Origin of the sequence: Catalinimonas alkaloidigena, assembly GCF_029504655.1 — a bacterium.
In the GTDB taxonomy this organism is placed as follows: domain Bacteria; phylum Bacteroidota; class Bacteroidia; order Cytophagales; family Cyclobacteriaceae; genus Catalinimonas; species Catalinimonas alkaloidigena.
In genome coordinates, this window is record NZ_JAQFIL010000001.1 from 3625754 (window position 1) to 3651144 (window position 25391).

The window sequence follows — 25391 nt, forward strand, 5'->3', positions numbered from 1 at the left end:
ACTGTATTTTGTTAAAAAGATACTTGCAGGCCAATCTGATAAGTTTTCGGAACTGGATAGGCGCTTTCGTCTACCCCTGCATTAAAGATATTCTGGTCAGAACCCCGGTCGCGGCTTCCTCTACCTACTTCAGGATAATAGCCGGTATAGTCGGTGAACGTGAAGAGATTTTGGGCTGAAACATAAAACCTCAGATTGGAAACACCAATACTACTCAGCTCAGTAGGTAAACGATAGCCCAACTGTACGTTTCTCAACCTGAAATATGCACCACTCTCCAGGTAAAAGTCTGACATGCGACGATTGAAGCCTGCATCTATTAAAGTATTTTGTGGAATGTTAGTATTTGTATTTTCTGGTGTCCAGGCATTCAGAGCATCAGCCAGATAATTTCCTTCTGTGTCAAAGTATCCTCTGTAGCGGTTGGCATTCAGGATTTTGTTACCATCCACACCATTGAAGAAAAGGGTAAGGTCAAAATTGTTGTATTCCGCATTGATATTGAGACCATATTCCAACGTAGGTATCGGGCTTCCTAAAAAGACCTGATCATCTGTTGTGATGCTTCCATCTTCATTTGTGTCTTCAAAGATAAAGTCTCCTGCCCCTGCACCATCGGTACGACCATCTTCTATAGCCTGCTGGTCTGACTGATAGATGCCTGCCACTTTATATCCGTAGAAAGATCCTACCGGCTGACCAATATCGGTAAGCGTAGCGCTCAGGCCATTAGATGAAAAACCACCTCCTTCAATCGGATCCTGACCTAGTACGGTCACTTCATTATCAAGTATGGTAAAGTTACCACTTACGTTAAAGGTAAGCTCTCCAATTGTTTGTACATAACTAGCTAAGAACTCAAATCCTTTGTTGGTAATAGAAGCTACGTTGGCAGGCACATTATTGGTATAACCTGTATAGCGCGGCACACTCAGACTCACCAAAATATCCTCTGACTCTTTAATAAAATAGTCTAAGGTAAGTTGCAACCTGCTTTCCATCAGCCCTAATTCTATACCTATATCTGTGGTTTTGGTAGTTTCCCACTTTAGATTAGGGTTCACGCCCTTGGTAATGGATGTGCCTTGTACTCTCCCCTGGCCACTTTCTCCAAGGATGTATTCGCTGAAGAGGTTAAGTTCAGGATCAATGGCGTATGCCTGAATATTATTAGACCCTAACTCTCCGTAGCTAGCTCTCAACTTCAAAAAATCTATGGCAGTCATACTTTCCATAAATGACTCATTGCTGATGTTCCAGCCTAAGGCTACTGATGGAAACACGCCCCAGCGTTGATCCTCTTTAAAGAGTGAAGAACCATCTCTGCGGAGGGTCGCCGTAAAGAGGTACTTATCATCAAACACATAGTTGATTCTCCCGAAGTATGAAAGAAGCCCGGTGGTGATATCCTGAGAAGGCGCCTGTGAGCGGGTTTCAGCCGCTGAAGCTACCCTGATATCGTTGCTTGGAAAACCAGTAGCCACTATCCCCAAAGATCTGAGGTTAGTTTTCTGCTCGGTATATCCTGCCAGTAAGTTCAGTGCATGTCGTCCGAATGTACGATCATAGTTCAAAGTATTCTCTATCAGTGTGGAGAGAAAGTTGGTATTGGTCTCGTTGAGCTGCGCAAAATCCTGACGACCCAATAGCGTATTGTTCAAACGGAACTGAGGAGTAAACTTATAGTTGTTATTACTGTAAGCGTCTATTCCCAGGTTTAGCTTGTAAGTTAGGCCCTCAACAATCTCAAAAGATGCCGCAATATTACCCAACACACTATTTCGGGTTACGGTACGGTCTTCCAGAGAAGCCAGCGCCAGCGAATTTGTGATGTTACCCACACCATAGATGCTGGTGCTACCGTCTGCCTGTGAGGTAGCTGTAAAATTACCATCTTTATCTCGTAAAGGAATGGTGGGTAAAATATCTCTCTCCTGATTAAAGTATGGGTTAGGATTATCTACTGTTCTGCTTAGGCCAATAGTCTCTTCAATTTTAAGTCTACCCAGCGTAAATGTAGAATTGGCTCTTACGTTAGTTCTGCTAAATGATGACTGCTCTAATATACCCTCCTGCTCCAGATGGTTAGCAGAAACATTGTAGGTAGTATTTTCTCCACCTCCAAAAATTCTGAAGTTTCCACTAAAAATGGGAGCTGTTCTTAAGGTGGCAGCCTGTATATCACTATCTATGCCAGGATCAAACTGAGCATCATTTGCAGGAGAGCGAGGCGTACCATCATTATCATTCGCACGATTACGAATATCAGCGTACTGACGGGCATTAGCCCAATCTAGGGTATTGGCTGCCTCCTGTAAACCATAGTTCAGGTCTACGTCTATACCGACTTTACCATTGTTCGTTCCTTTTTTAGTAGTTACGATAATTACTCCATTGGCAGCACGCGAGCCGTAAATTGCAGCTGCTGAGGCATCTTTTAATACATTGATAGACTCAATGTCGTTAGGGTTAAGCGAGCTCATGGAGTTGGTCAGCATACCATCTATAACGTATAGCGGGCCAGAGTCTGAAAGCGTACCGGCACCCCGGATGGTAACTAATGCTGGTGAACCGGGAGCTCCACCAGCTGACTCAACTCTAACCCCTGCTACCCTACCCTGTATGGCCTGGGTCGCATTGGAGGTCACGAACTTATCTATCTCTTCGGAAGACACAGAGCCCACGGCTCCTGTAAGATCGCTTTTTTTCTGCTCACCGTAGCCAATCACTACCACTTCCTGCAAAGATTTGATGTCGGGGGACAGTGATATATTAATTTCACTTTGGTTGCCCACTTCTACTTCTTCAGAAAGATAACCGATAGAAGAAAATACCAGTACAGGATTCTCCTGATTCACCTGGATTGTGTAGTTTCCTTCCACATCTGAGATGGTACCCTGACTGGTGCCTTTGACCAGAATGTTTACCCCCGGCAGTCCTTCATCATCTTCTACGGAAGTTACTTTTCCGCTTATGGTTCTTTCCTGAGCATAAGCAGCATGGAGCACAAAGAGTACTAAGCCAAAAAAGAGAACAATAGGTTTGTAGGGTAAACCCTGATCTCGGCAAGCTTGCTGTATCAGTCTTTTCATAGTAATAGAGTTGAATAGTTATGGTGTGGAGATCAAATCACTGACCGCCTTAACAATGTAAAAATGAGGAATACTGAGGGTATGACCGGCTACATATGTTTTGTAGAGTATCACATATGTTTATTATCTTGAAAACATCCTTCAGAGCACAGAAAAAGAGGTTTTCAGTACTGGAAAATAATGGTAAGTGCAAAAAAATACAGATCCTGACTTAAATTATGTGCCAGCGGCATCATTCAATTTCTCGTATAATGATCTAAAACATGATCCAAAGTTTGTGATTTTTATAATTTTCAACCGTTTATACAGCTAAAGCTTTATGTTTCTGTTTTTTTAATTCTTACAGGCGCTTTACCAGCGATTATGTAAATTTGAAAATAAACATGTATACCACAACTTACGGATATGAAGAAGAGAGTAAGCATTACTGATATAGCCAGGGCCCTGAATGTTACACCTTCTACAGTATCCAGAGCTTTGAACGGGGGGCATAAGATAAGTGAGAAAACCCGAAAGAAGATTATTGACCTTGCCGCTGAACTAGGTTATCGCCCTAATCCTTTTGCCAAAAGCCTGCTGTACAATAAAACCTATAATATAGGTCTGGTGATACCTGAGTTTACCCATCACTTTTTCAACAAAGTGCTCAACGGAATAGAAAGCGTTACCTACGAAAGGGGGTATCATCTGATCATTTGTACGTCTGACAATCTGTACGAAAAAGAAAAGAAATCCTGCCAGACGCTGCTTGATGCCCGTGTTGATGGTATGGTGGCTACCGTGGCAAATAACAGCCAGAGCTTTGAGCACTATAAAGATATTATTGATGCAGGCGTCCCGCTGGTCCTGATTGACAGAATTTGTGAAGATATAGAGACAAACTATGTCATTACCGATGATTTTGAAGGGGCACGGCAGGCAGTAGAACACCTGATTTCTACTGACTGTAGAAAAATCATTTATATTAAAGGGCCGGATAGTATATCCACCACTTTTAACCGCTATATGGGCTATGTTGAAGCTTTGAAAAAGCATAATATTCCGCTGAATGAAGAACTGGTACTGGCCTCGGATGATGATCTGCCTAAAAAACTTCGCGCACTATTACAGGAAAAGAAAGTGGACGCCATTTTCGCTTTTAGCGATTATCTGGCTTATGATGCATTGAAAGTCATTAGAGAAGAAGGATTGAGTGTCCCAGAGGACATCTCTGTTATCGGTTATGCCGATGAACCTATTGCCACATATCTAAGTCCTGCACTTAGTACCGTACAGCAGCCTGCCTTTGATATTGGCCGGATAGGAGCTTCTTTTATCATGGATAGAATTGACAAAGGCTCCTCAGCCGAGCAGGACTTTTTTACGGAATACCTGCCCACTAAACTGGTACTGAGAGCATCAACTAAAAAGCCGGTTTGATGGTTGGTGTAGCTTAATGTGTCAAAGCCTTGTCTTCAACCGCTGCTTTTTTCTTCTCGGAAACCCTTCCATAAATAGCCACGATGATAAAGCATAGAAGCGGTACGATATACGCCAGCCTGATGCTTCCGCTCAGGTCAGAAAGCTGTCCCTGCACAGCAGTGAGTACCGCACCTCCTAAAATAGCCATGATCAGACCGGAACCTCCAATTTTGGTATCGTTGCCCAGGCCTCTTACTGCAAGTCCGTAAATAGTAGGAAACATCAGCGACATACAAGCTGAAATAGCGACCAGCGCATAGACTCCCACTATTCCACCTACTGTCATAACTACCAGTGACAAGGCAGAAGCTAAGAACGCCAGTATGGAAAGCAGATTACCGGGACTGATATATTTCATCAATGCGGTGAAAATGAAACGGGAAACCATAAAAAGTACCAGGGCTGCCAGATAATAATCCGCCGCAAGCTCTTCGTTTACATCAAGCTCTAGCATCACATAACGTATAGTGTAAGACCAGACACCAATTTGCGCGCCGACATAAAAGAACTGCGCAGCTACTCCCCAAACATAATTGCTACGCTTAAACAGTCTAGCGAAAGTAGCTGCCAGTTGCAGATTATGCCCTTCATCAGAAGCTTTGGGCATTTTAGTGATGGCTATAATTATCCAGAGCAGTAAAAGAATAAATGCTACCCCAACATAAGGCCCCATGACAGCAGACAACTCTGAAGCTTGAATATCTTTAAGTTCTTCAGCACTCATGAGTGCCCGGCTTTCCGCGCTGGCCTCATTAAGCTGTGAGAGGATGAAAACTTTGCTGAGCAAGACCCCTACTATTGAGCCTATAGGATTGAAAGCCTGAGCAAGATTTAGTCGGCGTGTACCGCTTTTCTCTGGTCCCATAGCGATGATATAGGGGTTGGCCGCTGTCTCTAAAATAGATAAGCCACCTGCCAGTACAAAGAGTGCGGCCAGAAAGTGACCGTAAACCATAGTTTGAGATGCAGGATAAAATAACATTGATCCGACAATGAACATCCCTAAGCCCAGTAAAACTCCTGACTTATAGGTAAAGCGTTTGATGTACAGGGCAGCAGGTAGTGCCAAGCAGAAATAAGAACCATAGAAAGCCAGCTGTATCCAGGAGGTCTGGAAGTCAGACATGCTCATGATCTTTTTAAAGGCAGCCAATAGCGTATCGGTCATGTTATTGGCTAATCCCCACATCAAAAAGAGGCTAGTGATCAGAATAAAGGGCAATAAAGGCGTTTTTTGGTTGTTGTTCATAGCTATGGTATAAGCTTATTCTCTCGGTATCTACAATAGTACTGGAAAAGTGAAAAAGTATCTAGTCAAAGCTTTGCGCCACCCCTGTCTTACAACGCTCAAAAGGTTATTCGGAAATTTGAAGCTGGGTCAAAGCCTTTTCTGTATCTGTCACCGGCAGTTTACACACCTTATTCTGGCACACATAAATGGTTGTCTGACCGTCCACTAGTTTATTCTTAAGCAAAGGCAAGTTTTCCACTATACCACCCATAAAGAGGGCTGTGGGCAGGTACTTTTGTTGTAAGCTCCGAGATTTCTCCCTAAACTCTTCGCCCACAACAGCTATCTCATAAGGCTCGTACACCTGAAGTCCTAAGAGGCGTGCCCAATTGGCATAATATGCTCCTCCTTCAGTTATCTCTGGCTGAACCTGCTCCAGCATCTGTTTACTCTGTTCCAGAAAAGGAGCATGGTCATACAAAAGGCCCAGACGGTAAAGTACATGCGCCATCACAGAGTTAGAAGCAGGAATTACATGATCACTGACTTCCATTTTGCGGGCTATCAGGTCTTGTGATTGGGCACTGGCATAGTAAAACATTGGCCCTTTTTCATCTTTAAAATTGGAGATAGCATACTCAGTGAGCAGACGTGCCTGGTCCAGCCAGTGCTTGTCAAATGTAGCCTGATAGAGTACGAGAAAAGCATCTGCCAGAAGGGCGTAATCATCCAGAAAAGCATGGATGCTTGCTTTTCCATCTTTGTAATTTCTCCACAGCTTACCATCATTACCCATCATATTTTTTTCTAAAAAATAAGCCAGATCTAATGCCTGCTCCAGATAATTTTCATCTCCCAAGGCATGATAAACATCCACCAAAGCTTTGAGCATGAGTGCGTTCCACGAACACAATACTTTATCGTCGGTACTGGGGCGAATACGTTCTTCTCGTGCTTCAAAAAGCTTCTGCTGACCTTCAGAAAGAATGTTATTAAACTCTTTTATACTTAAATGCTGATCCTTAGCAAAACTCTCTATATCGCTTGTAGTGTGCAGAATATTTTGCTGCTTTTCCCAGTTCCCTTCTTCGTTTAGGTTATAATATTTTTTCAGCAATTTTGCTGACTCATCTTCCAGAACTGATTCCCACTGCTCAGAAGTCCAGGTATAATATTTACCTTCTTCCCCTTCACTATCCGAGTTGATAGAAGAATAATACGCCCCTTCTCCGTTGCTGAGTTCACGTTCTATAAAGTTTAGGGTTTGCTGAATCACCTCAGCGTAAGCCTCTTTTTGGGTTAACTGGTAGGCATGGGCATAGAGACTAAGTAGCTGCGCATTATCATACAGCATTTTTTCAAAGTGAGGCACCAACCAATCAGTTTCTGTGCTGTATCTGGCAAAGCCTCCCCCAAGATGATCGTAAATGCCTCCTCGCTGCATGGCATCCAGGGTAGTTGTTACGGCAGTCAGGGCTTTTTCATTACCAGTCAGATAATGATACTGCAAAAGAAATTCCCAGGCAGCAGGTAGAGGAAATTTTGGGGCAGGACCATATCCTCCTTTTTCAAAATCAATATTGGGTTCCCATGCCGTGAAAAGTTCATTGTATTTCTGTGGAGTAAGCTCAGCCAAGCTATCCTGCAAGCTTAATAAGCCGTAATTTTGTATGCCTTGCGTAAGGTCTTCTGCCTGTTGTACTACCTGCCCCTTTTGGTTTTTATAAAGTTTGCTTACCTGTTCTAATAATGTGGTCCACCGCTCTTTGGGAAAGTATGTGCCTGCATAAAAAGGCTTTCCGTCGGGTAAGGCAAAGGCATTGAGCGGCCAGCCTCCCCTCCCATTCAGCAATTCAGCGGCATTCATATAAACCTGGTCAATATCAGGGCGCTCCTCCCGGTCTATCTTAATGGCGATAAAATTCTCGTTCATGATACGGGCTACTGCCGTATCTTCAAATGACTCATGTTCCATCACGTGGCACCAGTGGCAGGCGGCATAGCCGATACTGATAATCAAAGGCTTATCCTCGGCTTTAGCTTTGCTAAGTGCTTCTTCTCCCCACTCATACCAGTTGACCGGATTGTCTGCATGCTGCTGGAGGTATGGGCTGCTGGCTTCTGCCAGGCGGTTAAGTTCTGCACCTTGGTGCTCGCTGTCGGGTTGTTGACAAGAGGCGAAGAAGAGGATAAAGAGTAGCGGAAGAATGTTTTTTCTGGTTTCCATAGCAAATCTGAACTCATTAATATTTGACAGCAATTGGAGATACAAGTTGAGCAGCCAAACTTGTATAAAAAAGCTGATTTGCAATATAAAGAAAACAGACACAGTCATACTGCTGTGTCTGATTCACTAGTACGCTCAATGAGAATTTAAACTTTTACTTGTCAGTTTTCTGCTAAGAAAACTTCATGCTGGTCAAGCTCATAGCTTCTTTCCATAAGCTGCCATTTACCGATGATAGCCATTTGGTAGCCCCGCTTTTTCATCTCAGTGAGTAATTACTGTCTTTCTACGGGCAGGCTACCATCCAGATCCAGTACGCCATTGGTTTACAGATACTGGGCGGTCATGACGCTGGCGCAGCTGAGTGTACAGATAGAATTATTGCAAAACTCCTGATCAGATATCATCCCCTACTTTCCTAACTCGTCCAGCACTGCGGTGGGGTTAAGTGAAGCCAGACGGCTGCCATACACGCCAATTGCCTGGGTGGTATGATCGTCAGGCATAATGAAAATAATATTGGGTTTAGCAAATGATTGTTCTGAGTTGGCTTTCTCCTGGGCATGACAAGAGAATAAACAAAGAACAAAGCCCAGGCTCAGTAGTAATTTGGCCCAGTTTGTTTGTGGTGTAGGTTGGCATTGGCGTTTGAGTAGTTCTAGGTGTATTGATGAGTTGTTATTGTTTTTCTAACATAAAGCAGTCTGCCATCACATTCCAGTCAAAGCTTTGCGCAGCAGGTAAACAGTCACTTCTTGCTATTTTCTGGCAGTAGGAGGTAATGCTTTGTTACTGATTTGCCTCCAGCGCTCTTCATCTTTTCCACATTTTCCGGTTGAAGAGTTTTCCGAAATGCCACTTATCGCATTGCGCAGGCGATTCCCGGAGAAATCCTCCTAGCTCCCAGTGCTGACAACTTGCAAGCTTCCAGCAAATGAATTTTCATTGTTGTCCTATTCATGCTTTTTTGACCTTATTGAGTTATGAGAATAATTATTTTCTGTTAAAAAGTACTATCCCGTTACCTAAAACGGTTTGTTCAGGATAGAAAAAGTATTGAGCATTGAGTTGTCGTAAAAACCTGCCCAAAGTAAACCGGCCAATAGCAATGCTAATGGTGTTTATTGAAAAAAATGGGTACATTCCTTTCATCTATTTCAGAAAGCTATGAAGGAAATACCCGAAGTAAGGTTCAAGAAAGATACTGAACAGACCCTTGAATTTGAAATCACCCAATTGTCTAAACTATTTCAGAATACCTTTCATGACCACGACCCCATGAAATCTCACCGGCTGAATTTTTATACGATTATCTTTGTCACTGACGGCAAGCCCGGAACCCATTACATTGATTTTAACACCTATGAGTACAAACAGGGCAATCTGATTTTTATTGCCAAAGAACAGCTGCATGCCTTTTCATCATTACAAAACAATGAGGGTTATCTTGTGCTCTTTACCGAAAGCTTCCTCACCCAAAGTATGGCTTTTGAAGACAACATCTTTTTACAGCAGCTTTTTAACTATCAGCTCTATCACCCGGTAGTGCCATTGCCCCACGAGCAATACCGCGAGTTCGAGACGATCATTACTATGGCTCGGCAGGAAAGAGAACGTACTAGTGATTTTGCCAGTGCAAGAATATTGCGGAGCTACCTGAATCTGCTGCTCTTAAAATCCCAGCGGCTGAGGAATGAGCATGCCCATTATCCTGACTCAAGCTATTATCAGGAATTCAATCAATTTCAGCAACTCCTGCGGCAGGATCTTTTTCGTTCGCGAAAAGTCAGCTATTACGCTGAACAGCTCAATATGTCATCTAAAAAGCTCAATATGATCACGCAGGAGATGGTGAGCATGCCTGTCAAGACTTATATCACCGCCAGCTTCATTTTGGAGATCAAACGAATACTCGCTAACTCATCCCTTACGGTGAACGAAGTGGGCTATGAAGCCGGATTTAAGGAACCTACCAATTTTGTCAAGTTTGTGAAAAAATACACGGATATGACCCCGACTGAGCTGAGAAGCACACTTCGTTAAGCGTAATTTCCCGTTTTTACCATTCTTACACCCAGATTAACCTAACCCTCCTACCTTTGCTGGCGTATCATCGTGTAGTTGTCAGGACAATACAATCAAACGCCTGCTCACTCATGAGCATGAGTGGTTACGGCAGATGGACAGTGGGGAGGAGCTAAAGAACAACCGCAGGTTAATCGTTCTGTGCAAAGAAATTGACAAATAACAGAAAAATCTTCTCCAGCGAGCTCCTACGATGCATCAGCCCTTAGCGAGCTGGCAAGGAACGTTCATGCTTTAAAATTAGACTAAGACCAATGGGAATTATTGAAAATATAGTAAAAAAAGTTGTACTGCAGGAGGCAGTAATTATTGCCAAAACACAGCTTTCAGAATCAGCTTACCGAATCAGGTTACAAAATGATAACATTGCTAAGGCTGATTTTATTCCTGGCTATTTTTTACGCTTGGGAATTGGTATCGGCAAGGACGACATCCCACTAAAGGACAAAGTGAGAAGCTATAGTGTTTGGGGTTTGAATAAATCTAATGGACACATAGACCTTGCGATCGCTACGCATAGTAAGGGGATCGGTGCTGAGTGGACAAAAGAAAGCAAAAGTGGAGATAAGGTTTACTTTAAGTGGAAAAAAGGCAATTTCTTAGTTGACGACACGGCAGACAGTTACCTGATGATCGGTGACTTATCCGCATTATCTCATCTGTATATGATTAGACGCAATCTTTCCAGAGACAAAAAAATAGAAAGTGTCTTATACAGTCAGCATCAAGGCGAACTTTTTCCGGATATTGACGGAGCCACACCATTTGATTTTTATGAAATGCCTCAAAATCCTTATGATGAGCTGATTTCCAGAGTAAAAGAAGTTGTACCCAAAATGACAGGTAAAAAAATGGTTTACATTGGCGGAGATAGCAGAATATGTATAGCGCTAAACCAATATTTTAGAAAAGAACTACACTGGAAACCCAAACAGATAAAAACAAAACCTTTTTGGAACCCAGACAAAAAGGGACTTGAATAATCCGACCTGCTAACATTGGTCATAAAGAATAGCGGTTTCAAAGCTCAGAAAGAAAATCAACGAAATGAAGATGGATAGTAAACCGAAAATTAGCACAAAAAATCCCGCTGTTAGCATTAAAAAAAAGGAATAGAACATGCAAATAAGAAAAGCTCCAGAAGCGGATCATGAAGCCGTTTGAAAATTTTCCAGATGATAAGTCCGAAAGCATAGAGAAAGGGAATTGGAAAAAAACTATGTGAACATTCAATCCGTTTCGTGCAGCAAAGCGGTTATTTCGGGATACAGTTTAATATTGTTGTGAGTACAAATCTTGGAGCAATAAAATCGTGGAAAAAATTTGGATTCAGGATCATAGGCACAAGCCCAAAAGGTTTCAGGCACTCAAAATTAGGATTGGTGGAGACTTATATCATGTTTAAGGGATATAGCCTGAAAAATTTAAGGAATTTGATACAGAAAAAGAAAACTGATGCTACAGCCATGAGGATAATAGCTGACATGATTCAACTATGCCTTTTAGCCAAATGGCTGTGCCTAATAAAGAACAAAAAATTCAGATAGAAATGTACTTAAAGAAAAATCAATTGATAGTTACACGCTTTCGTGCTGCCAAAAGGTATGCATCAATACCTAAGGTCACTTTGCTCTTATTGACTGTTATTTTTTCACAAGCATGTCAAAATTCCTCAGAAGAAAATACTCTTCAGGAGCAAACGAAGGAGCATCCGAATATCAGTAAACTAAGAAGCCAATCCGCTGAATTCACTCCTGAAATTATCCAGTTAAACAAAAATGTGTATGTAGCTGTAGGATTCGATGGCTCGAACGCTTCTATGGTTATAGGAGAACAAGGCGTGGTGATCATAGATGCACTTAGAGCTTTGGGTGCGGCGGAAAAGGTAGCAGAAGAATTTCAGAAAATAACAGATAAGCCTGTCAAGGCATTAATTTATACCCATAGTCATCAGGACCATAGTGGAGGCACTGCAGCATTTGTTGGTGATAGCCAAGGTGTTAAGATCATTGCCAGAGCCGGATTTAAAGATGAGCTGCAGGAACGATCACCGGTAGAGCCTATCTTAAAACAACGCAACGCACGACAATTCGGGCGGAATTTACCGGCAGAAGAGGTCATCAATCGCGGTGTAGCTCCAGGCACTACTCCGACAGACAGAGTCGGGGAAGGATACATAGAGCCGAACACTACCTTTGAAGACTCTATGCTGGTTACGCTTGCCGGCCTGGATTTTGAACTACATGCGGCTAATGGAGAAACCAATGACCAACTCTTTGTATGGATTCCTGCTCTTGAAACATTGTTCACCGGAGACAATTACTATAAATCCTTTCCGAACCTATATGCCATTCGGGGTTCACAATACAGAGATGTTAAATCATGGGGTGAATCAGTACAAAAAATGAGTACTTTGCCGGTGGAATACCTCGTGCCCGGACATACCCGCCCACTCTCTGGAAAAGCACTTGTGCATCGTAGACTGAAAAACTACGCTACAGCTATTTTAAGTGTCTATCAACAAACCATAGATGCCATGAACCAGGGCTATACCCTCCAGCAAACGGTTGACAGTGTCCGCTTAGCGGATTCACTGCGAAATCAACCTAACCTGCAGGAGTTTTATGGCTCAGTGCCATGGGGGGTACGATCTATTTTCCTTCACTATGTAGGTTGGTTTGATGGAAACCCTACCAACCTTTACCCCCTCTCCGGTTCGCAGGAGGCAAAACATATTGTTGAACTCGCCGGAGGAGAACAGAAAATGTTTGATCAACTCAATGATGCCCTAAAGGAAGAGCATTATCAGTGGGGCTTACGATTAGCTGACTATTTACTCCAAACTGATTATGAAAAAACAAAAGTCATTGAAGTGAAGGTAAAGTTATTAAGAGCTTTAGCGGCACAGCAAATCAATGCACCAGCCAGAAACTACTATCTCTCTTATGCAAATGAATTGGAAAGAAATAGTGAGTAGCATATATGATAGGAGTAATATGAGGATGTCTTTTCTCATTTTCACCATTTTCACGCCTAATTTCACCTGTCGCTTCTATTCTTTTGAATTTATCTTTGACTCAGCAATTTAGTGTAGACCCAAAATCTTAACAAGCATGAAAATCGCAGTAACATCCGCCAGCGGACAGTTAGGAACTGCCATAGTTAAGTCGCTTATTGATACCATAGGCCAAGAAAACGTCATCGCCATCGCCCGGACTCCGGAACATGTCAAATCCCTCGGTGTGGAAGTAAGAGCAGGAGACTATACGCAAAGAGAGCAATTTGATACGGCATTGCAGGGAGTAGATACCCTCTTGCTGGTTTCGGGGAATGACGATCCCGAGAAGCGCAAGCAGCAACACGCCAATGTGATTGACGCCGCCAAAGTTACAGGGCTACGCAAAGTGGTGTATACCAGTATCATCGGCCCATTGAGCGAATCTGACTTTTCGCCCATTGTGAAGAGCAATCGCCATACGGAAGAATATCTGAAAGGAAGTGGACTGGCATGGTCAATCGGACGCAACGGAGTGTATCTGGAGCCAGATCTGGAATACCTGGATCACTACCGAAAAGACGGTAAGATTACCAACTGTGCTGCCGACGGTCGTTGTGCCTACACGACTCGAGGTGAGCTGGCCTACGCTTACACCCGGATGCTTACCGAAGACCAGCACAACGGACAGACCTACAACCTGAGCGGCCCGGCCATCACGCAGTATGAACTAGCCGATTTGATGAACGAAGTCTTTGACACGGACCTGCAGTACGAACCCATGAGCGTTGAGGCGTATCGTCAGCAACGCATCGGTGAACTGGGTGAGTTTATGGGTACGGTCATCGCCGGTATCTATCAGGGTATCAGTAATGGCGATATGGACGTGCCTTCCGACTATCGGAAAGCTACGGGCCGGGAACATATCAGCATTTTGGAAGCAATGAAACGCTTTCAAAGACAAACCTCACCCTAAACATCTGCCCAACATATTGTTTTACTTTAACCCACCGTTTCCATGAAGCATTTACATAAATCTTTGTTGTTATCCGTTAGCTTTTTACTTCCTGTTTTTTTGCTACAGGCGCAGTAAGAAAGGCAAGCTCTCCATAAATATTAAGCCCGGAACGATGAATGTCGTCCCGACATCATACAGTTCACCGATACACGAAATAGCCCAAGCTCCTTCTTTTTCAGATGCCCCCCTCCAGTGGTTAATGAGGGACCGGTTGAACCTACTCCCACCATTTTTGAAGAAGAGCAGGTCAGCCTACTTACAGGCGGGCTTCAACTATTAGGTAGCGGCCAGCGTGGAAACCTACGAACAGTTGTTTATCTACGAATCTGGGGCACCTTTTACGGACGATAACTTCTGCAAGTCTTTTCTCAATGTGTTTTCCATTCGGAGGGCTCACTACTTGAATGTACAGAACTGGTATAGAAGTATAGATCAGATGCTGCAATAAGAGCCAGGACATGGGATAGTACCCGGCCGTAGGCGTCCAATTGCAGGAAACCCTTCAGGCACTGACCCACTAGCATGACACTATCCGCTTCGAGTTTGAAAAGACGATAGAGGGGATGAAGCAGGGCATACCCCGGACGAACTGACCTCTTAGGTTCAGTTACCGGATTCGTAGACCGATCAAGACTATCCGGAAAGTGCTATGGGGCAGTAGCCCGGTCTGTAAGGTCTTTACTAGCATTAATCTAAATTATTATCGGTCAATCCCATACCTATTCCGTAACTTCTAAGACCAATGTTTTCTCAAATTCCCTAAACACTTCCCTTAAGGCAGAATCTCCATCGGTGCCATAATTCACAAAGAAGATCATCTGACGGTCATTACGTGTTGGAAATACAAACAAGTCAGCACTATATCCCAGGTCACGACCTGAGTGGCCTAAGCCTAAATGCGGGGAGAAGTTTTTGAATTTTTGCATGATGCCTACTCCCAGATTATTCATATCACCTTCGGAAACGAAAGTCATCATCATGCCCATACTTTCCTCATTTACCAAAGTTTTATCAAAATAATAGGCATTCATAAATTTTTGAAGATCGTAAACGGTACTAAACACCCCACCGTAACCATTCCCACTGCCGGTGACGAGGTTGGATACATTGACAATCGTATTATTGTTGTAAAGATCGTAATAGCCCTGTGCTACCGTAGATGGTAATAGATCGCGCGATTGATAGTAGGTATCATACATAGCCAGTGGATCCCAAATCATTTCGCGCAGGGCTTTCGCGTGTGAGTATCCCAATACCTTATCAAGACACATACCTACGAATATGGTGTTGGTATTACTGTATTCCACTCCTTCGTTAGGAGCAAAGTAAGGGTCTTTGTCATAGACTAGTTCCAGTAACTCATCCGCCCTCCATTGTTTATTCGGATTGTTTAGCACAGCCAGATAAAACTCAGCATCCGTAATAATATCATAAATGCCTGTGGTATGCTGTAAACAGTTTTTGATCGTCACCTGGTCGGCATTCTTCACTTTCGAGATAATATCGGCATCTATATGTTTCGCAATGGGGTCATTGATATCAATCAAGCCCTGCTCTTGTAGCATAAAAGTAAGGGTACCCACCATAAACTTGGTGATACTGGCAGCCTTGGAAGCATGGCATGGAGTAAACGGGATATTTTTATCAATATCTGCTTTGCCAGCATAGCCAACCCACACGCCATCTTCGTCTTTTATCAGCGTAGAAATTCCGGGCAAGCCATTTTTCACGTAGGTATCCAGTATTGATTGAAACACTGCATTTTTGGGATGCAGAGTACTGGAAGCGGCTGAAGCATAGGTACAATTATAGGAAGGTCCGATATCAGCTTCCCGGCAAGAAAGAGTAACCAGAAAAATCATTCCCAATAAAGAAATCCAGTGCTTTTTCATTTTGAAATATTTTTAAGGATGCCTAACTGAATAGCGTTGTAAGGAAGCAGAGGAACATATGATTTAACAAACGGCAGCTGACCAAGCACACCATAGTTGATAGAAAGCTGAAAATCTGGGCTGAGCTTATAGGCTGCAGAGATAGAAAACTTGACACCTACCTGTGCGCGGCCTAAGCTAGCAATTTTTTCATATTCACCCTGTTTATTGAGTTCAAAGCGATCTGTACCCGGAATGCTGTGCAGATAACCCAAACCTAAGTGAGCACGCATGCTAAATGCTGTATTAAAATCATAACGATAGATGGTTTCTGTAAACAGTAGGATGCTATGCTGAACAAAACGGTGATAGATATAACCCATATTAAAACTTTGCTCCCAGGCTTGCTTTCCATTTTCTTTCCATACTAAACTGGCGCCAATAGTGTTGAAAGGATGGTAATGCGTATAGAACAATTGTGGTGCGCCAACAATTGGTAAGCCGGTAATGGCATTGCCGGTCTCGAGGGTAAGTTGCGTAAGCTTTGCCTGGCCGAATGTTGTGACTGAAATCAGGCATATGAGCAATGCCATAAAATGGTTAATAAAGGGAGCTTTCATTGAGTGTGATTTAAAAGGTATCATTCATCTGAAGTTCTTGTTGAGGTTTGAAGTATTCCATCAGATAGCTGTTTGATTACTGTAAACTAATGCCTGTACTCAGGGAAAAGATATGGCTGTCTGCTTTGGTAGTGATATAATTAATGTAACTCCCTATCATAATATCTTCCTTTCTGACAAACCTAATTTCGAGACTCAAATTATATACTAACTTCACTACCATCCAGTTCTTGATAAAGGCACCTATGCCAATGCCAAGGTTACTACCCGATTCGGTATAGGCTTTGGCTCTTATCTTTTTCTGTCCATCACCCACATTCAGGAGTGCTTCCCAGAAGGAAGCCTGACCGTCACCTCCCATGCCCTTGTAGCTTGTCACAGTCTGGCTTATGTTCAGCCCACAGGCAAATTCAAAAAAAGGGTCCACCTTCCCAGTATAGGTAGGTCGGATACGGTTGATTAGATTAAGTCTGATGAAATTACTCTGCGTTTTTACTTTCAGGCTATTCCACCTATCCCGTTTGCCGCATGAATAGAGAAACTCACCCTGAGCTCCTGCCTGCCAGAAGGGTATTTTTTTTTTTTTAACGGAGTAATGACTCCACCGATACTGAAACCATATAGTACATTTCTGTCAAAATCATTTTTGAAGGTACCTGCCGGGAATGCTGTCAGGAAAGAAACTGTAGGATGCACATCCGCCTTGTTTCGTTCTTCATTCTGCGTCATCCCTGTGTGGTAGAGGGAGCAGCACCCTATGAGCATGATGATGATTCGTGTGTACATCGTATGTGTCGTTAGATATAAGATGCTGCCCACCCCGGCCATGATATCTTCGAAGGGTGGGTCGGCATTTTATTCAGTGATGTAAGGCAGCTGTCTAGAGGCCTTTCGCATCATGGCGTTAATGATGGTGTTGGTGTCGCTTCCTAAGCTTCGGGAAAGGGTCTTGTCGTATTTCCAGAGTAACTCACCAGTGGCTCCATCATTGATATTGATCGTACATTTGCCCGAATTTGTCGGACCATAAACCCCCACCAGGATACCCATCGCGACCGCCGCTCCTTCCGACATGGGTTTGTCGGATAACAGCATACCTGAGATGATGCCATCTACTTCTAAAATCTGAGCCAACTCCCGGGGTGTATACGCATCTATGTTGGATTGATCAATGTTATTTTTTGCCAGTAGTGCGTTGGTAGTACCTAAATCCAGAAAGTTGATGGCAAAGGCATGCTGATCTTTTCTTTTCAGAAAGTAGCTGAGCAAGGCACTCTGCACGGCCATCCCTTCACCTTCCTGTAATTGGGCGAGCTGTTCAGGAGGCATCGACTCCATCTGCTTGGGCCGTAGCTTGATGATGGCCTTGAACGGAAGAATGGCCAGGGTTTGATGCTCCATTGACAAAGCCTCAAAATTCGGATTCACATAAATCTCTCTGTGTTGAGGATAAGCGGTGTAGGCACTCAGTACCAGCACCAGTAATAAAAGTGTTGTTTTCATGTTTTGTATTTTACTTTTTTGTTGAAATAAAAGCTCGTTAATTAGTCTTGATCAGAGGCATTCTCTTCACCGCCCAATAAAAAATCACTGCATATCATGTAAATCAGGAAAGCATCTATGATTGGCCCCTCAGGAAGAGGCCCCTCCCTGATATACAGTTGATATTGGTCACCACCTTTTAGGGCTAATTCATCGAAATTATTTTGGCCCAGCAGGACCATCCCTATCAAGGTGTCATTCACCCTGATTTCTGAGAAATTGGAGAATGTATTGTATTTGATCAAATAGGTACTCCCTGCCCTGAACCCCTCAATTTTGAGCAGTTGCGGAGAGTAAGTACCATCGAATCTATCTTCATACAAACCCGCCTGAAAGTAGAATATTTCCCGCTCATCCTGCATGCCCTGTAGGGTAAAAGCAGGTTCACCTACGGTAATAAAATTGGCGATCTTCCTGGCAGACTTATAGAAGGTTTTGATTTTATAGGTGCCCTGAGCCAGCGGCTGTTTGACAGTATAGTTTTTCCGTACCCTGGACTTCTCATAAATCCCTTCTGCGTCTACGCCTGAACCTACTGGAATGCCTTCTTTTACTTCAACCACAAAACTTTTTCCCTCTTTCACATCATTAAAATTGAGTTTTTTGCCAAATACGCCCACCTTTAATTTAATGGAATAAGGATTGGCTTCGGAAAGAAAATCTTCATATTGGATAACGGCAGGCTTTATGAATTTCAGGGTTCCTTTTGCATGATCCTTCCCATGAAATACTCCTTCCAGAGATTGTATATACAGATCGGTGAAATCCTCTTTTCCTATGATCCTTTCGTCAAACAATCGATCATGTTCCTGACTGCTATTGAAAGGAATCATATACTGATGGGTAAAAACCTCTTTCCCATCAGGAGTTTCCATCCTGACCTGGGTCACAAACTGAAATCTTATCAGACCAAAACCAAGAAATATATCCTGTATACCGTCTATGTGACTGGCAATCTGAACATAGTAATCGAATCCGTTCCGGGGAACTTTATTTATTTTAACATCACCAGAATTGATATCATACCTGATCTTCTCCGGCTGGTATGTTGCAATTTCACAATCACCTATCCGCATTGTAATCAAGGCTACAGCTTTTTCAAAAATAACCTCTTCCGTAATTGAATCCTGGAAATAATTGGGGAACAGGAATTGATTCAAGGTTCTGAACTTAAAATCGGTGAGTAATACCTTTTGAGGAGTATCACCCGCCTGAAGCCGGGTTTCATTTGCTGTCAAAAAGTAACAGATCAGAAAGAAGAGCTTTAACTTTGACATGTTAGGGCAAGGGATTAAATGAAACATTATTTCTTTATTGGATTAATTTGTAATGATAGGTAATGCCCCCTGACTCTGCGTATAAGGTGGCTGAGAAACTGTTCTCGGTAAAGTTGTTTATAAGAAAACCGATGATATCTTCTTCAAAAAGAACCCAAAAAGCAGTGGTGTCACCACTACTCACCCATTCGCCTTCCAAGTGGTCAACGCCTGTTGGGTCGCATTTCATACTCCCTTCTTCCATGGAGTAGTAACCGGATTTTCTGAAAGTCACCACATTATCCAGCATGCATGCATATGCAGGCTCGTGGGAAATATCTTCGCCCAGCTCGTTAGCTACCCCTGTAATGCTCCATTTTTTTCCTTCAACACTGGAAATAATACTGTTTATATTTTCTGTGATATAGACAGGATAATAGCTGACAGTACCTTCTGCTACAGACATACCCTCGGAGAAATGCCAATTATTCATAGAACCACTCACTACATTGAAGAAATACTCACCTGTAGTTAGTTTTTCAAGTAGTATTTCTCCATTAATATCGGTTTGAACCTTTTTTACTTCATTCATTTCCCTAGCCCAATCTTCCACATTACGATAAACTGTTACTTCAGCCCCGGCTACAGGCTCCCAGGTAAATCCACCTACCACCTGTACAAGGAGGATTGCACCATTGTTGGAGATATCTTCTTCACACTGAATAAAGACCAGATTAACCAGCAGCCCTAGCGATACTGTACTGATAATTCGCCATACATTTTTCATGATAGTAGTGGTGTAAGTTGACATTAAAACTCGTATCCCAGAGAGAATGACAATACCCGGTTGAATACCTCACTTTCTTCCACAATGCTGGACATCCCTAATTGATATTGGGTGGCCATACTGACGTGCCTGTTGATATAATAACCGAAGCCAAATCCCAATCCCAGTTCTATATCTCGAAAGTCAGCATATTCATTATCTTCTTCCCTGACTCCGGTACAGCTTTCATTGATACATCCGGTAGAGGTAATTTTTGCTGTATGGTCAAGTAGAAAAGAAATCATAGGGCTGATTGAAATGTGAAGTTTTGGGTCAAAATAATATTTGAGCGCAATAGGTACTTCTAAGTAGTGGGTAGTCAATACTACCTTTTCTTTCTGTATCAGGGTAGCGGTATTAGTAATTTCCATCGTTTCACGGGTTTCATCCTGACCTCCCCGGGTGGTATAGATTAAGGCAGGTACTACCATCACTTTATCGGAAATAGGTCTTTGATAAAAAACGCCTGCATGATAGCCTGGCTTCATATCCGCACTTTCTACATCGTCCCCCCTGGAAGGTCGATAAGTTAAAACCGGCTTTCAGTCCAATCCCTTGAGCCAACAAACCCGACAACAGTCCTGTCATCGATAATAATGTAAATAAGATTATTTTTTTCATGGTGCTAACATTGATATGCTTGGCCTGAATCAGGATAATGGCTAAAGGTATGGAAGGGAAGAAGATTCCTTTACCACAAACAAATCAAATCTTGACACATTTGTCGCATATGATCTGAACAGGCAAATTAAGCCAGGGAAAAGCAGAGCTTACTCCTAAATATTATGGGTTTTTTTGGAACTATAACCGGATGGGAGCTTATTAAATTTGTCTTTAAAACTTTTGGTGAAATAGGACAAGTTGCTAAAACCCACGGCATACGCAACTTCCGCTACGGTGCCGAAGTGTTCATCAAAGAGCTGAGCTGCCCGTGCCAGTCGCATATCACGGATGAATTGGTTAGGGGATTGGCCTAAAATGCTTTTTAGTTTACGGTAAAACTGAGAACGGCTCATACCAATTTCATGACTAAAATCATTGACATCGAGTGCAGGATCATCCATTCGTTTTTCCAGGATGAATTTCACCCGCTCCAGGAAACGTTGGTCTACAGAATTGACTGTTATTTTTTCCGGCTCAAAGGTGAAAGATTGGGCGTATTTCTTTCTGAGCAGCTCCCGTTGGGCAGTGAGGTTGGTAATTCTGGCCATGAGTTCATCAGCATCAAAGGGTTTGGACATATAATCATCGGCTCCGGATTCCAGTCCCTCCAGCTTGCTTTTTCTGTCGGCTTTGGCTGTGAGCATCACTACTGGAATATGGCTTGTCCGTTCGTCCTTTTTTAACTGAGCGCACAGGGCTAAGCCATCCATTTCAGGCATCATCAAGTCTGCAATGATCAGATCCGGTATCAGGCGAAGCGCCTGCTCAAAGCCTTCTTTACCATGGATGGCTTCGGCTACTCTAAAGTGCCTGGTTTTAGGATGATCCGAAAGATGAAGCTTGATATATTCTCTGAGATCAGGGTTGTCTTCTACTACCAGAATAATTGATTCACTGGCTTTGATCATCTCTCCATCTCTGAGAGTTTCAGTTTGCTCATGTCCTTCCACATCCGTGACAGGTTTTTCAGTAGAGGATTTATCTGCAATTTCCTCAGCACCAAAATGATTTTTGCCCAACGGTAAAACAACTGTAAAAGTGGAGCCTTTGCCTATTACGCTCTCTGCCAAAATTTCACCATGATGCAGGCTCACCAATTCTTTGGTAAGCGCAAGGCCTATGCCCGTACCGCCAAACTTATGTTGATGAGCGCGATCAGTCTGATAAAACCGGTCATAGACCCTCTCCAATTCGTCTTGCGGAATGCCAATACCAGTGTCTATCACTTTGATGGCTACAAAACCGGGGTTTCCTTCTTCAACTGGTAATATTTCAATATGTACTTTACCTCTTGCAGGGGTAAACTTCAGGGCATTGGATACCAGATTCAATACTATTTTCTCAAGTTTATCCGGATCAAAATAGAGATTCAGGCTATCAAACCTAAAGTCAAATGCATAGTCAATTCTTTTGCTTTCAGCCAGAGATTCAAAGGAAAGCAGTACTGGACGCAGAAAGGCAATCAAATCATTTTCTGAAGCCTCCAGCTTCATGGAGCCGGATTCAATTTTTGCAATATCCAGCAACTGGTTGATCAATGCCAGTAGTCGTTTCGCATTGCGCCTGATGAGCAACAGCTCGTTTCTTTCAGTACTCTCTTCAGTAAACTTTTTGAGAAAGCGGTCAACCGGCCCCAAAATCAAGGTCAGAGGTGTACGGAATTCGTGAGATATATTGGCGAAAAATCGAGACTTGATAGCATCTACTTCCGTCAAACGCAGCGCTTCCAGGCTTTTCAATTGCAATTGATGATTGAGCCAAATTCGCTTGAGTTCATATTTTCTGAGGCCGTAAATGAGTCCGAGCAGAGCGAGAATATACATCAGATAAGCCCACCAGCTCTGCCAGGGAGGAGGTTTAATAATAATATCGAGCGTAGTAGGATGCTGATTCCAAAGCCCATCGTTGTTGGTAGCTTTTACCTGAAACTGATAGGTACCCGGATCGAGATTGGTATAAGTAGCCATCCTACGGTCACTAGCGGTATACACCCAGTCATCGTTAAAACCCATCAGTCGATATGCATATTTACTTTTTTCAGGATAGGTATACTGCAAAGCAGTGAACGCTAATGAGAATACTGATTGTTGATAGTCCAGGGTCACCTGATCAACCGCTGCTACCTGCTTTAATTGCGAATTTTCAGAAACTTTAACTCCTGAAGGCTCATTGAACAGATAAAATTCAGTGATGTAAACTGGGGGCAGGACGGGATTTTCAGTAATGCTATCAGGATCAAATCGCACCAATCCGTTGAGGGAGCCTGCGATGATTTCGCCATTCATCGCTTTTACACAAACTGTAGTACCGTTAACCTCATCATAATTTTTGAAGATCCCCTGGCTTACATCAAATTTTGAAAATCCATTCCCGCTGATCCATAAATATCCAAGATCATCTTCTACAATTCCTCCCACACCATTGCTTCCTAATCCATCATTTTCATAAAACGTAACAAATGAATCATGCTGCGCTTGATATAAATTCAAACCATAGGAGGTGCCTATCCATGTGTTTTCTTTTGAATCCTTATAGATTCCTGATATCCACTGATGACTAATGCTGCCTGGTAACGTATGATCAGGGGTATAATTTTTAGAACTCCTTTTTTTGATACTAAAAAGGCTCAATCCATTTCGGGTCCCCACCCAAAAATTGTCTTCATCATAAGGATAAATGTGGGTAACAAAATTATTTGCAATAACAGGCCATTGATAAGAGGTGAAATCATCGGTGTTCCGGTTCAATACATTTAGTCCTTCATCTGTTCCGATCCAGATATTCCCTTCAGTATCCTCAAAAATGGCTCTTACCGTATGTGAACTTAAAGTAGTGGAATCGTCGGGAAGATGGTCATATTTTTTATATACCGAATGCAGATCTGGCTTTAACACTGTTAAACCTGAGCCACGGGTGCCTACCCATACAAAACCCTGTCTATCTTCCAATACGGTCATGATCTCATTGCTACTGAGGGCATTCCGAACTCCTGGATTGTGTTTAAAATGAGTAAACCTGCCATTTTGCAAATCAAGTAAATTCAACCCTCCCCCTTCGGTTCCTACCCAAACCCTTCCATCTTTTCTGGCAAATAAAGAAGTGACCACATGATGACTGATACTGCCTTCCTTGTTTGAGGGTAAATAAGTGTAAAATGCTTTTGTGTTTCCACTGCTGAAATTCACTCCTCCTCCCCATGTCCCAACCCATAAGTCCTTTTCTCTGCTGATGAAAACAGAAAAAACCTGGTTGGCACTGATGCTTTTTTCATTCAACACATCATGAGTATAATGCTGAAAAGCAGAGATATGCTGATTAAAAAAGACTAATCCTTTATCTTCGGTACCCAGCCATAAGTTGTCTTTATCATCCACACATATAGACCAAATCAGGTTGCTCGGGATACTTTCCGGCTCATTGGGGACGTTTTGATAGTGGGTGAAATGATTGGTTTCAGGGTCAAACAAATTTAAGCCTCCTCCCAAAGTGGCGATCCATAAATTACCCTTACTATCTTCAGTTATTGAGGTTACTACATTATGTGACAAACTATTTTGATCATTCGTATTGTGGGCAAAACGGATAAAATGCTTCTTATTTTTATCATATTTATTGAAGCCTCCTCCGTAGGTACCTATCCAGAGAATGTCGTTGCTGTCGATAAATAAATCCGTAATGTAATCACTACTGATGCTATTTTTGTCCTGCTCATTGTATTGATAATGGATAAAAGTGTTTTCACCCAAAGGATCACCACTATACTTAAATAAATCCAGGCCATTATCAGTGCTTACCCAAAGGTTCCCTTCCTGATCTTCCAGTATGTCACGGACCAAGTCATTGTTCAAAGCCAGGGAGTCTTCTTTGTTTGCTCTGAAATGGTAAAATATATCATATTCAGGCAGAAAAAGATTCAGCCCCCCATAGCGGGTGCCCACCCAAAAATTACCTTTTTTGTCTTCATAAATCACGTTGACCCAATCACCACTGATACTGTTTGGGTTGGTAGGATCGTGCTTAAATATTTTAAAGTCATTCCCATCAAATCGTATTAATCCCCTGTTAAAAGTACCCAACCAGATGTACCCTTTATTATCCTGATAGATGGTCCATACATGTGCCTGGGAAAGTCCTATGGATTTACCCATATGTTGGAAATCCAGATGGTTTTGCTGTGCAATAAGGTTGAGGCATATCCAGTGGAAAAGAAAAAGTAGTAAGCAGAAACGATATTGTCGTGCAGACGAGGGTTTCATAGTTCATTGTCAAGGTATTTTAATTTAGTTAAAATCCCTCTTTTTTACTATGATGAAGAATGGATTCTCTGTGGGTTTTACAGCCTTTTTAAGGATTACAGAAGCTCCTCATGAGCACTCACCTACTTATGCATATTTCGTTTCTAATACATAATAAGAGATTGCCCTTTGCAATAAATCCCCTTCCACTATTACTGCATAATAAAGAAGACGGCAAAGAAATACGGCTCAGGATAAGCTAAAGCTAG

18 protein-coding genes and 1 pseudogene are annotated in these 25391 nt (G+C 42.6%); 6 read left to right on the forward strand and 13 right to left on the reverse strand.

Features of this window, described 5'->3' with window-relative positions:
* Positions 1–11: 11 nt before the first annotated feature.
* Positions 12–3092: a SusC/RagA family TonB-linked outer membrane protein gene (locus OKW21_RS14800; RefSeq protein ID WP_277480414.1), complete on the reverse strand. Its 3081-nt coding sequence runs from the start codon at positions 3090–3092 to the stop codon at positions 12–14.
* A gap of 405 nt (positions 3093–3497) precedes the next feature.
* On the opposite strand from OKW21_RS14800, the gene OKW21_RS14805 reads away from it, so the two are divergent.
* Positions 3498–4511 carry a LacI family DNA-binding transcriptional regulator gene (locus tag OKW21_RS14805; protein ID WP_277480417.1) on the forward strand — a complete coding sequence of 338 codons (1014 nt, stop codon included), beginning with the start codon at positions 3498–3500 and terminating at the stop codon, positions 4509–4511.
* Between the two features lie 13 nt (positions 4512–4524).
* On the opposite strand, the gene fucP is transcribed toward OKW21_RS14805, so the two are convergent.
* Positions 4525–5802: an L-fucose:H+ symporter permease gene (gene fucP / locus OKW21_RS14810; RefSeq protein WP_277480418.1), complete on the reverse strand. Its 1278-nt coding sequence runs from the start codon at positions 5800–5802 to the stop codon at positions 4525–4527.
* 106 nt (positions 5803–5908) lie between these two features.
* Entirely contained in the window at positions 5909–8011 is a 2103-nt protein-coding gene (locus OKW21_RS14815) for a thioredoxin domain-containing protein (RefSeq protein ID WP_277480419.1), read from the reverse strand.
* A 1167-nt stretch (positions 8012–9178) separates the two neighbouring features.
* Here OKW21_RS14815 and OKW21_RS14820 point away from each other — a divergent pair.
* From OKW21_RS14820 to OKW21_RS14835, 5 genes are all read left to right on the forward strand, one after another.
* Positions 9179–10054 carry an AraC family transcriptional regulator gene (locus OKW21_RS14820; RefSeq protein ID WP_277480420.1) on the forward strand — a complete coding sequence of 292 codons (876 nt, stop codon included), beginning with the start codon at positions 9179–9181 and terminating at the stop codon, positions 10052–10054.
* A gap of 296 nt (positions 10055–10350) precedes the next feature.
* A complete protein-coding gene (locus OKW21_RS14825; RefSeq protein WP_277480421.1) occupies positions 10351–11079 on the forward strand; it encodes a siderophore-interacting protein in 729 nt (242 codons plus the stop codon).
* Positions 11080–11301: 222 nt separating this feature from the next.
* A complete protein-coding gene (locus OKW21_RS32545) occupies positions 11302–11643 on the forward strand; it encodes a GNAT family N-acetyltransferase (RefSeq protein WP_338130118.1) in 342 nt (113 codons plus the stop codon).
* Positions 11592–13073, forward strand: a complete 1482-nt coding sequence (locus OKW21_RS14830; RefSeq protein ID WP_277480422.1) for an alkyl/aryl-sulfatase — start codon at positions 11592–11594, stop codon at positions 13071–13073. Before OKW21_RS32545 ends, OKW21_RS14830 begins: the two co-directional genes overlap by 52 nt.
* A 136-nt stretch (positions 13074–13209) precedes the next feature.
* Positions 13210–14067, forward strand: coding sequence for an SDR family oxidoreductase (locus tag OKW21_RS14835; RefSeq protein ID WP_277480423.1), 858 nt, complete (start codon positions 13210–13212; stop codon positions 14065–14067).
* 298 nt (positions 14068–14365) lie between these two features.
* Here OKW21_RS14835 and OKW21_RS14840 read toward each other — a convergent pair whose 3' ends face one another.
* From OKW21_RS14840 to OKW21_RS14885, 10 genes and pseudogenes are all read right to left on the reverse strand, one after another.
* Positions 14366–14569 carry a hypothetical protein gene (locus tag OKW21_RS14840; RefSeq protein WP_277480424.1) on the reverse strand — a complete coding sequence of 68 codons (204 nt, stop codon included), beginning with the start codon at positions 14567–14569 and terminating at the stop codon, positions 14366–14368.
* Positions 14570–14828: 259 nt separating this feature from the next.
* Positions 14829–16001 (reverse strand): serine hydrolase domain-containing protein, encoded by a 1173-nt coding sequence (locus OKW21_RS14845; protein ID WP_277480425.1) that lies wholly within the window; start codon positions 15999–16001, stop codon positions 14829–14831.
* Positions 15998–16600 carry a hypothetical protein gene (locus OKW21_RS14850; RefSeq protein WP_277480426.1) on the reverse strand — a complete coding sequence of 201 codons (603 nt, stop codon included), beginning with the start codon at positions 16598–16600 and terminating at the stop codon, positions 15998–16000. Before OKW21_RS14850 ends, OKW21_RS14845 begins: the two co-directional genes overlap by 4 nt.
* 76 nt (positions 16601–16676) lie before the next feature.
* Entirely contained in the window at positions 16677–17027 is a 351-nt protein-coding gene (locus OKW21_RS14855) for a hypothetical protein (protein ID WP_277480427.1), read from the reverse strand.
* Between the two features lie 71 nt (positions 17028–17098).
* A complete protein-coding gene (locus OKW21_RS14860) occupies positions 17099–17386 on the reverse strand; it encodes a hypothetical protein (protein WP_277480428.1) in 288 nt (95 codons plus the stop codon).
* Positions 17387–17455: 69 nt separating this feature from the next.
* Positions 17456–18103: a hypothetical protein gene (locus OKW21_RS14865; RefSeq protein ID WP_277480429.1), complete on the reverse strand. Its 648-nt coding sequence runs from the start codon at positions 18101–18103 to the stop codon at positions 17456–17458.
* A gap of 41 nt (positions 18104–18144) precedes the next feature.
* On the reverse strand, positions 18145–19419 hold the full coding sequence (locus OKW21_RS14870; RefSeq protein ID WP_277480430.1) for a hypothetical protein: 1275 nt from the start codon (positions 19417–19419) through the stop codon (positions 18145–18147).
* A gap of 34 nt (positions 19420–19453) precedes the next feature.
* Positions 19454–20185 carry a SpaA isopeptide-forming pilin-related protein gene (locus OKW21_RS14875; RefSeq protein WP_277480431.1) on the reverse strand — a complete coding sequence of 244 codons (732 nt, stop codon included), beginning with the start codon at positions 20183–20185 and terminating at the stop codon, positions 19454–19456.
* Positions 20186–20208: 23 nt separating this feature from the next.
* Positions 20209–20721, reverse strand: a pseudogene (locus OKW21_RS14880) (porin family protein); the annotation flags it as partial.
* A gap of 279 nt (positions 20722–21000) precedes the next feature.
* Positions 21001–25143, reverse strand: coding sequence for a hybrid sensor histidine kinase/response regulator transcription factor (locus tag OKW21_RS14885; RefSeq protein WP_277480433.1), 4143 nt, complete (start codon positions 25141–25143; stop codon positions 21001–21003).
* Positions 25144–25391: the final 248 nt, after the last annotated feature.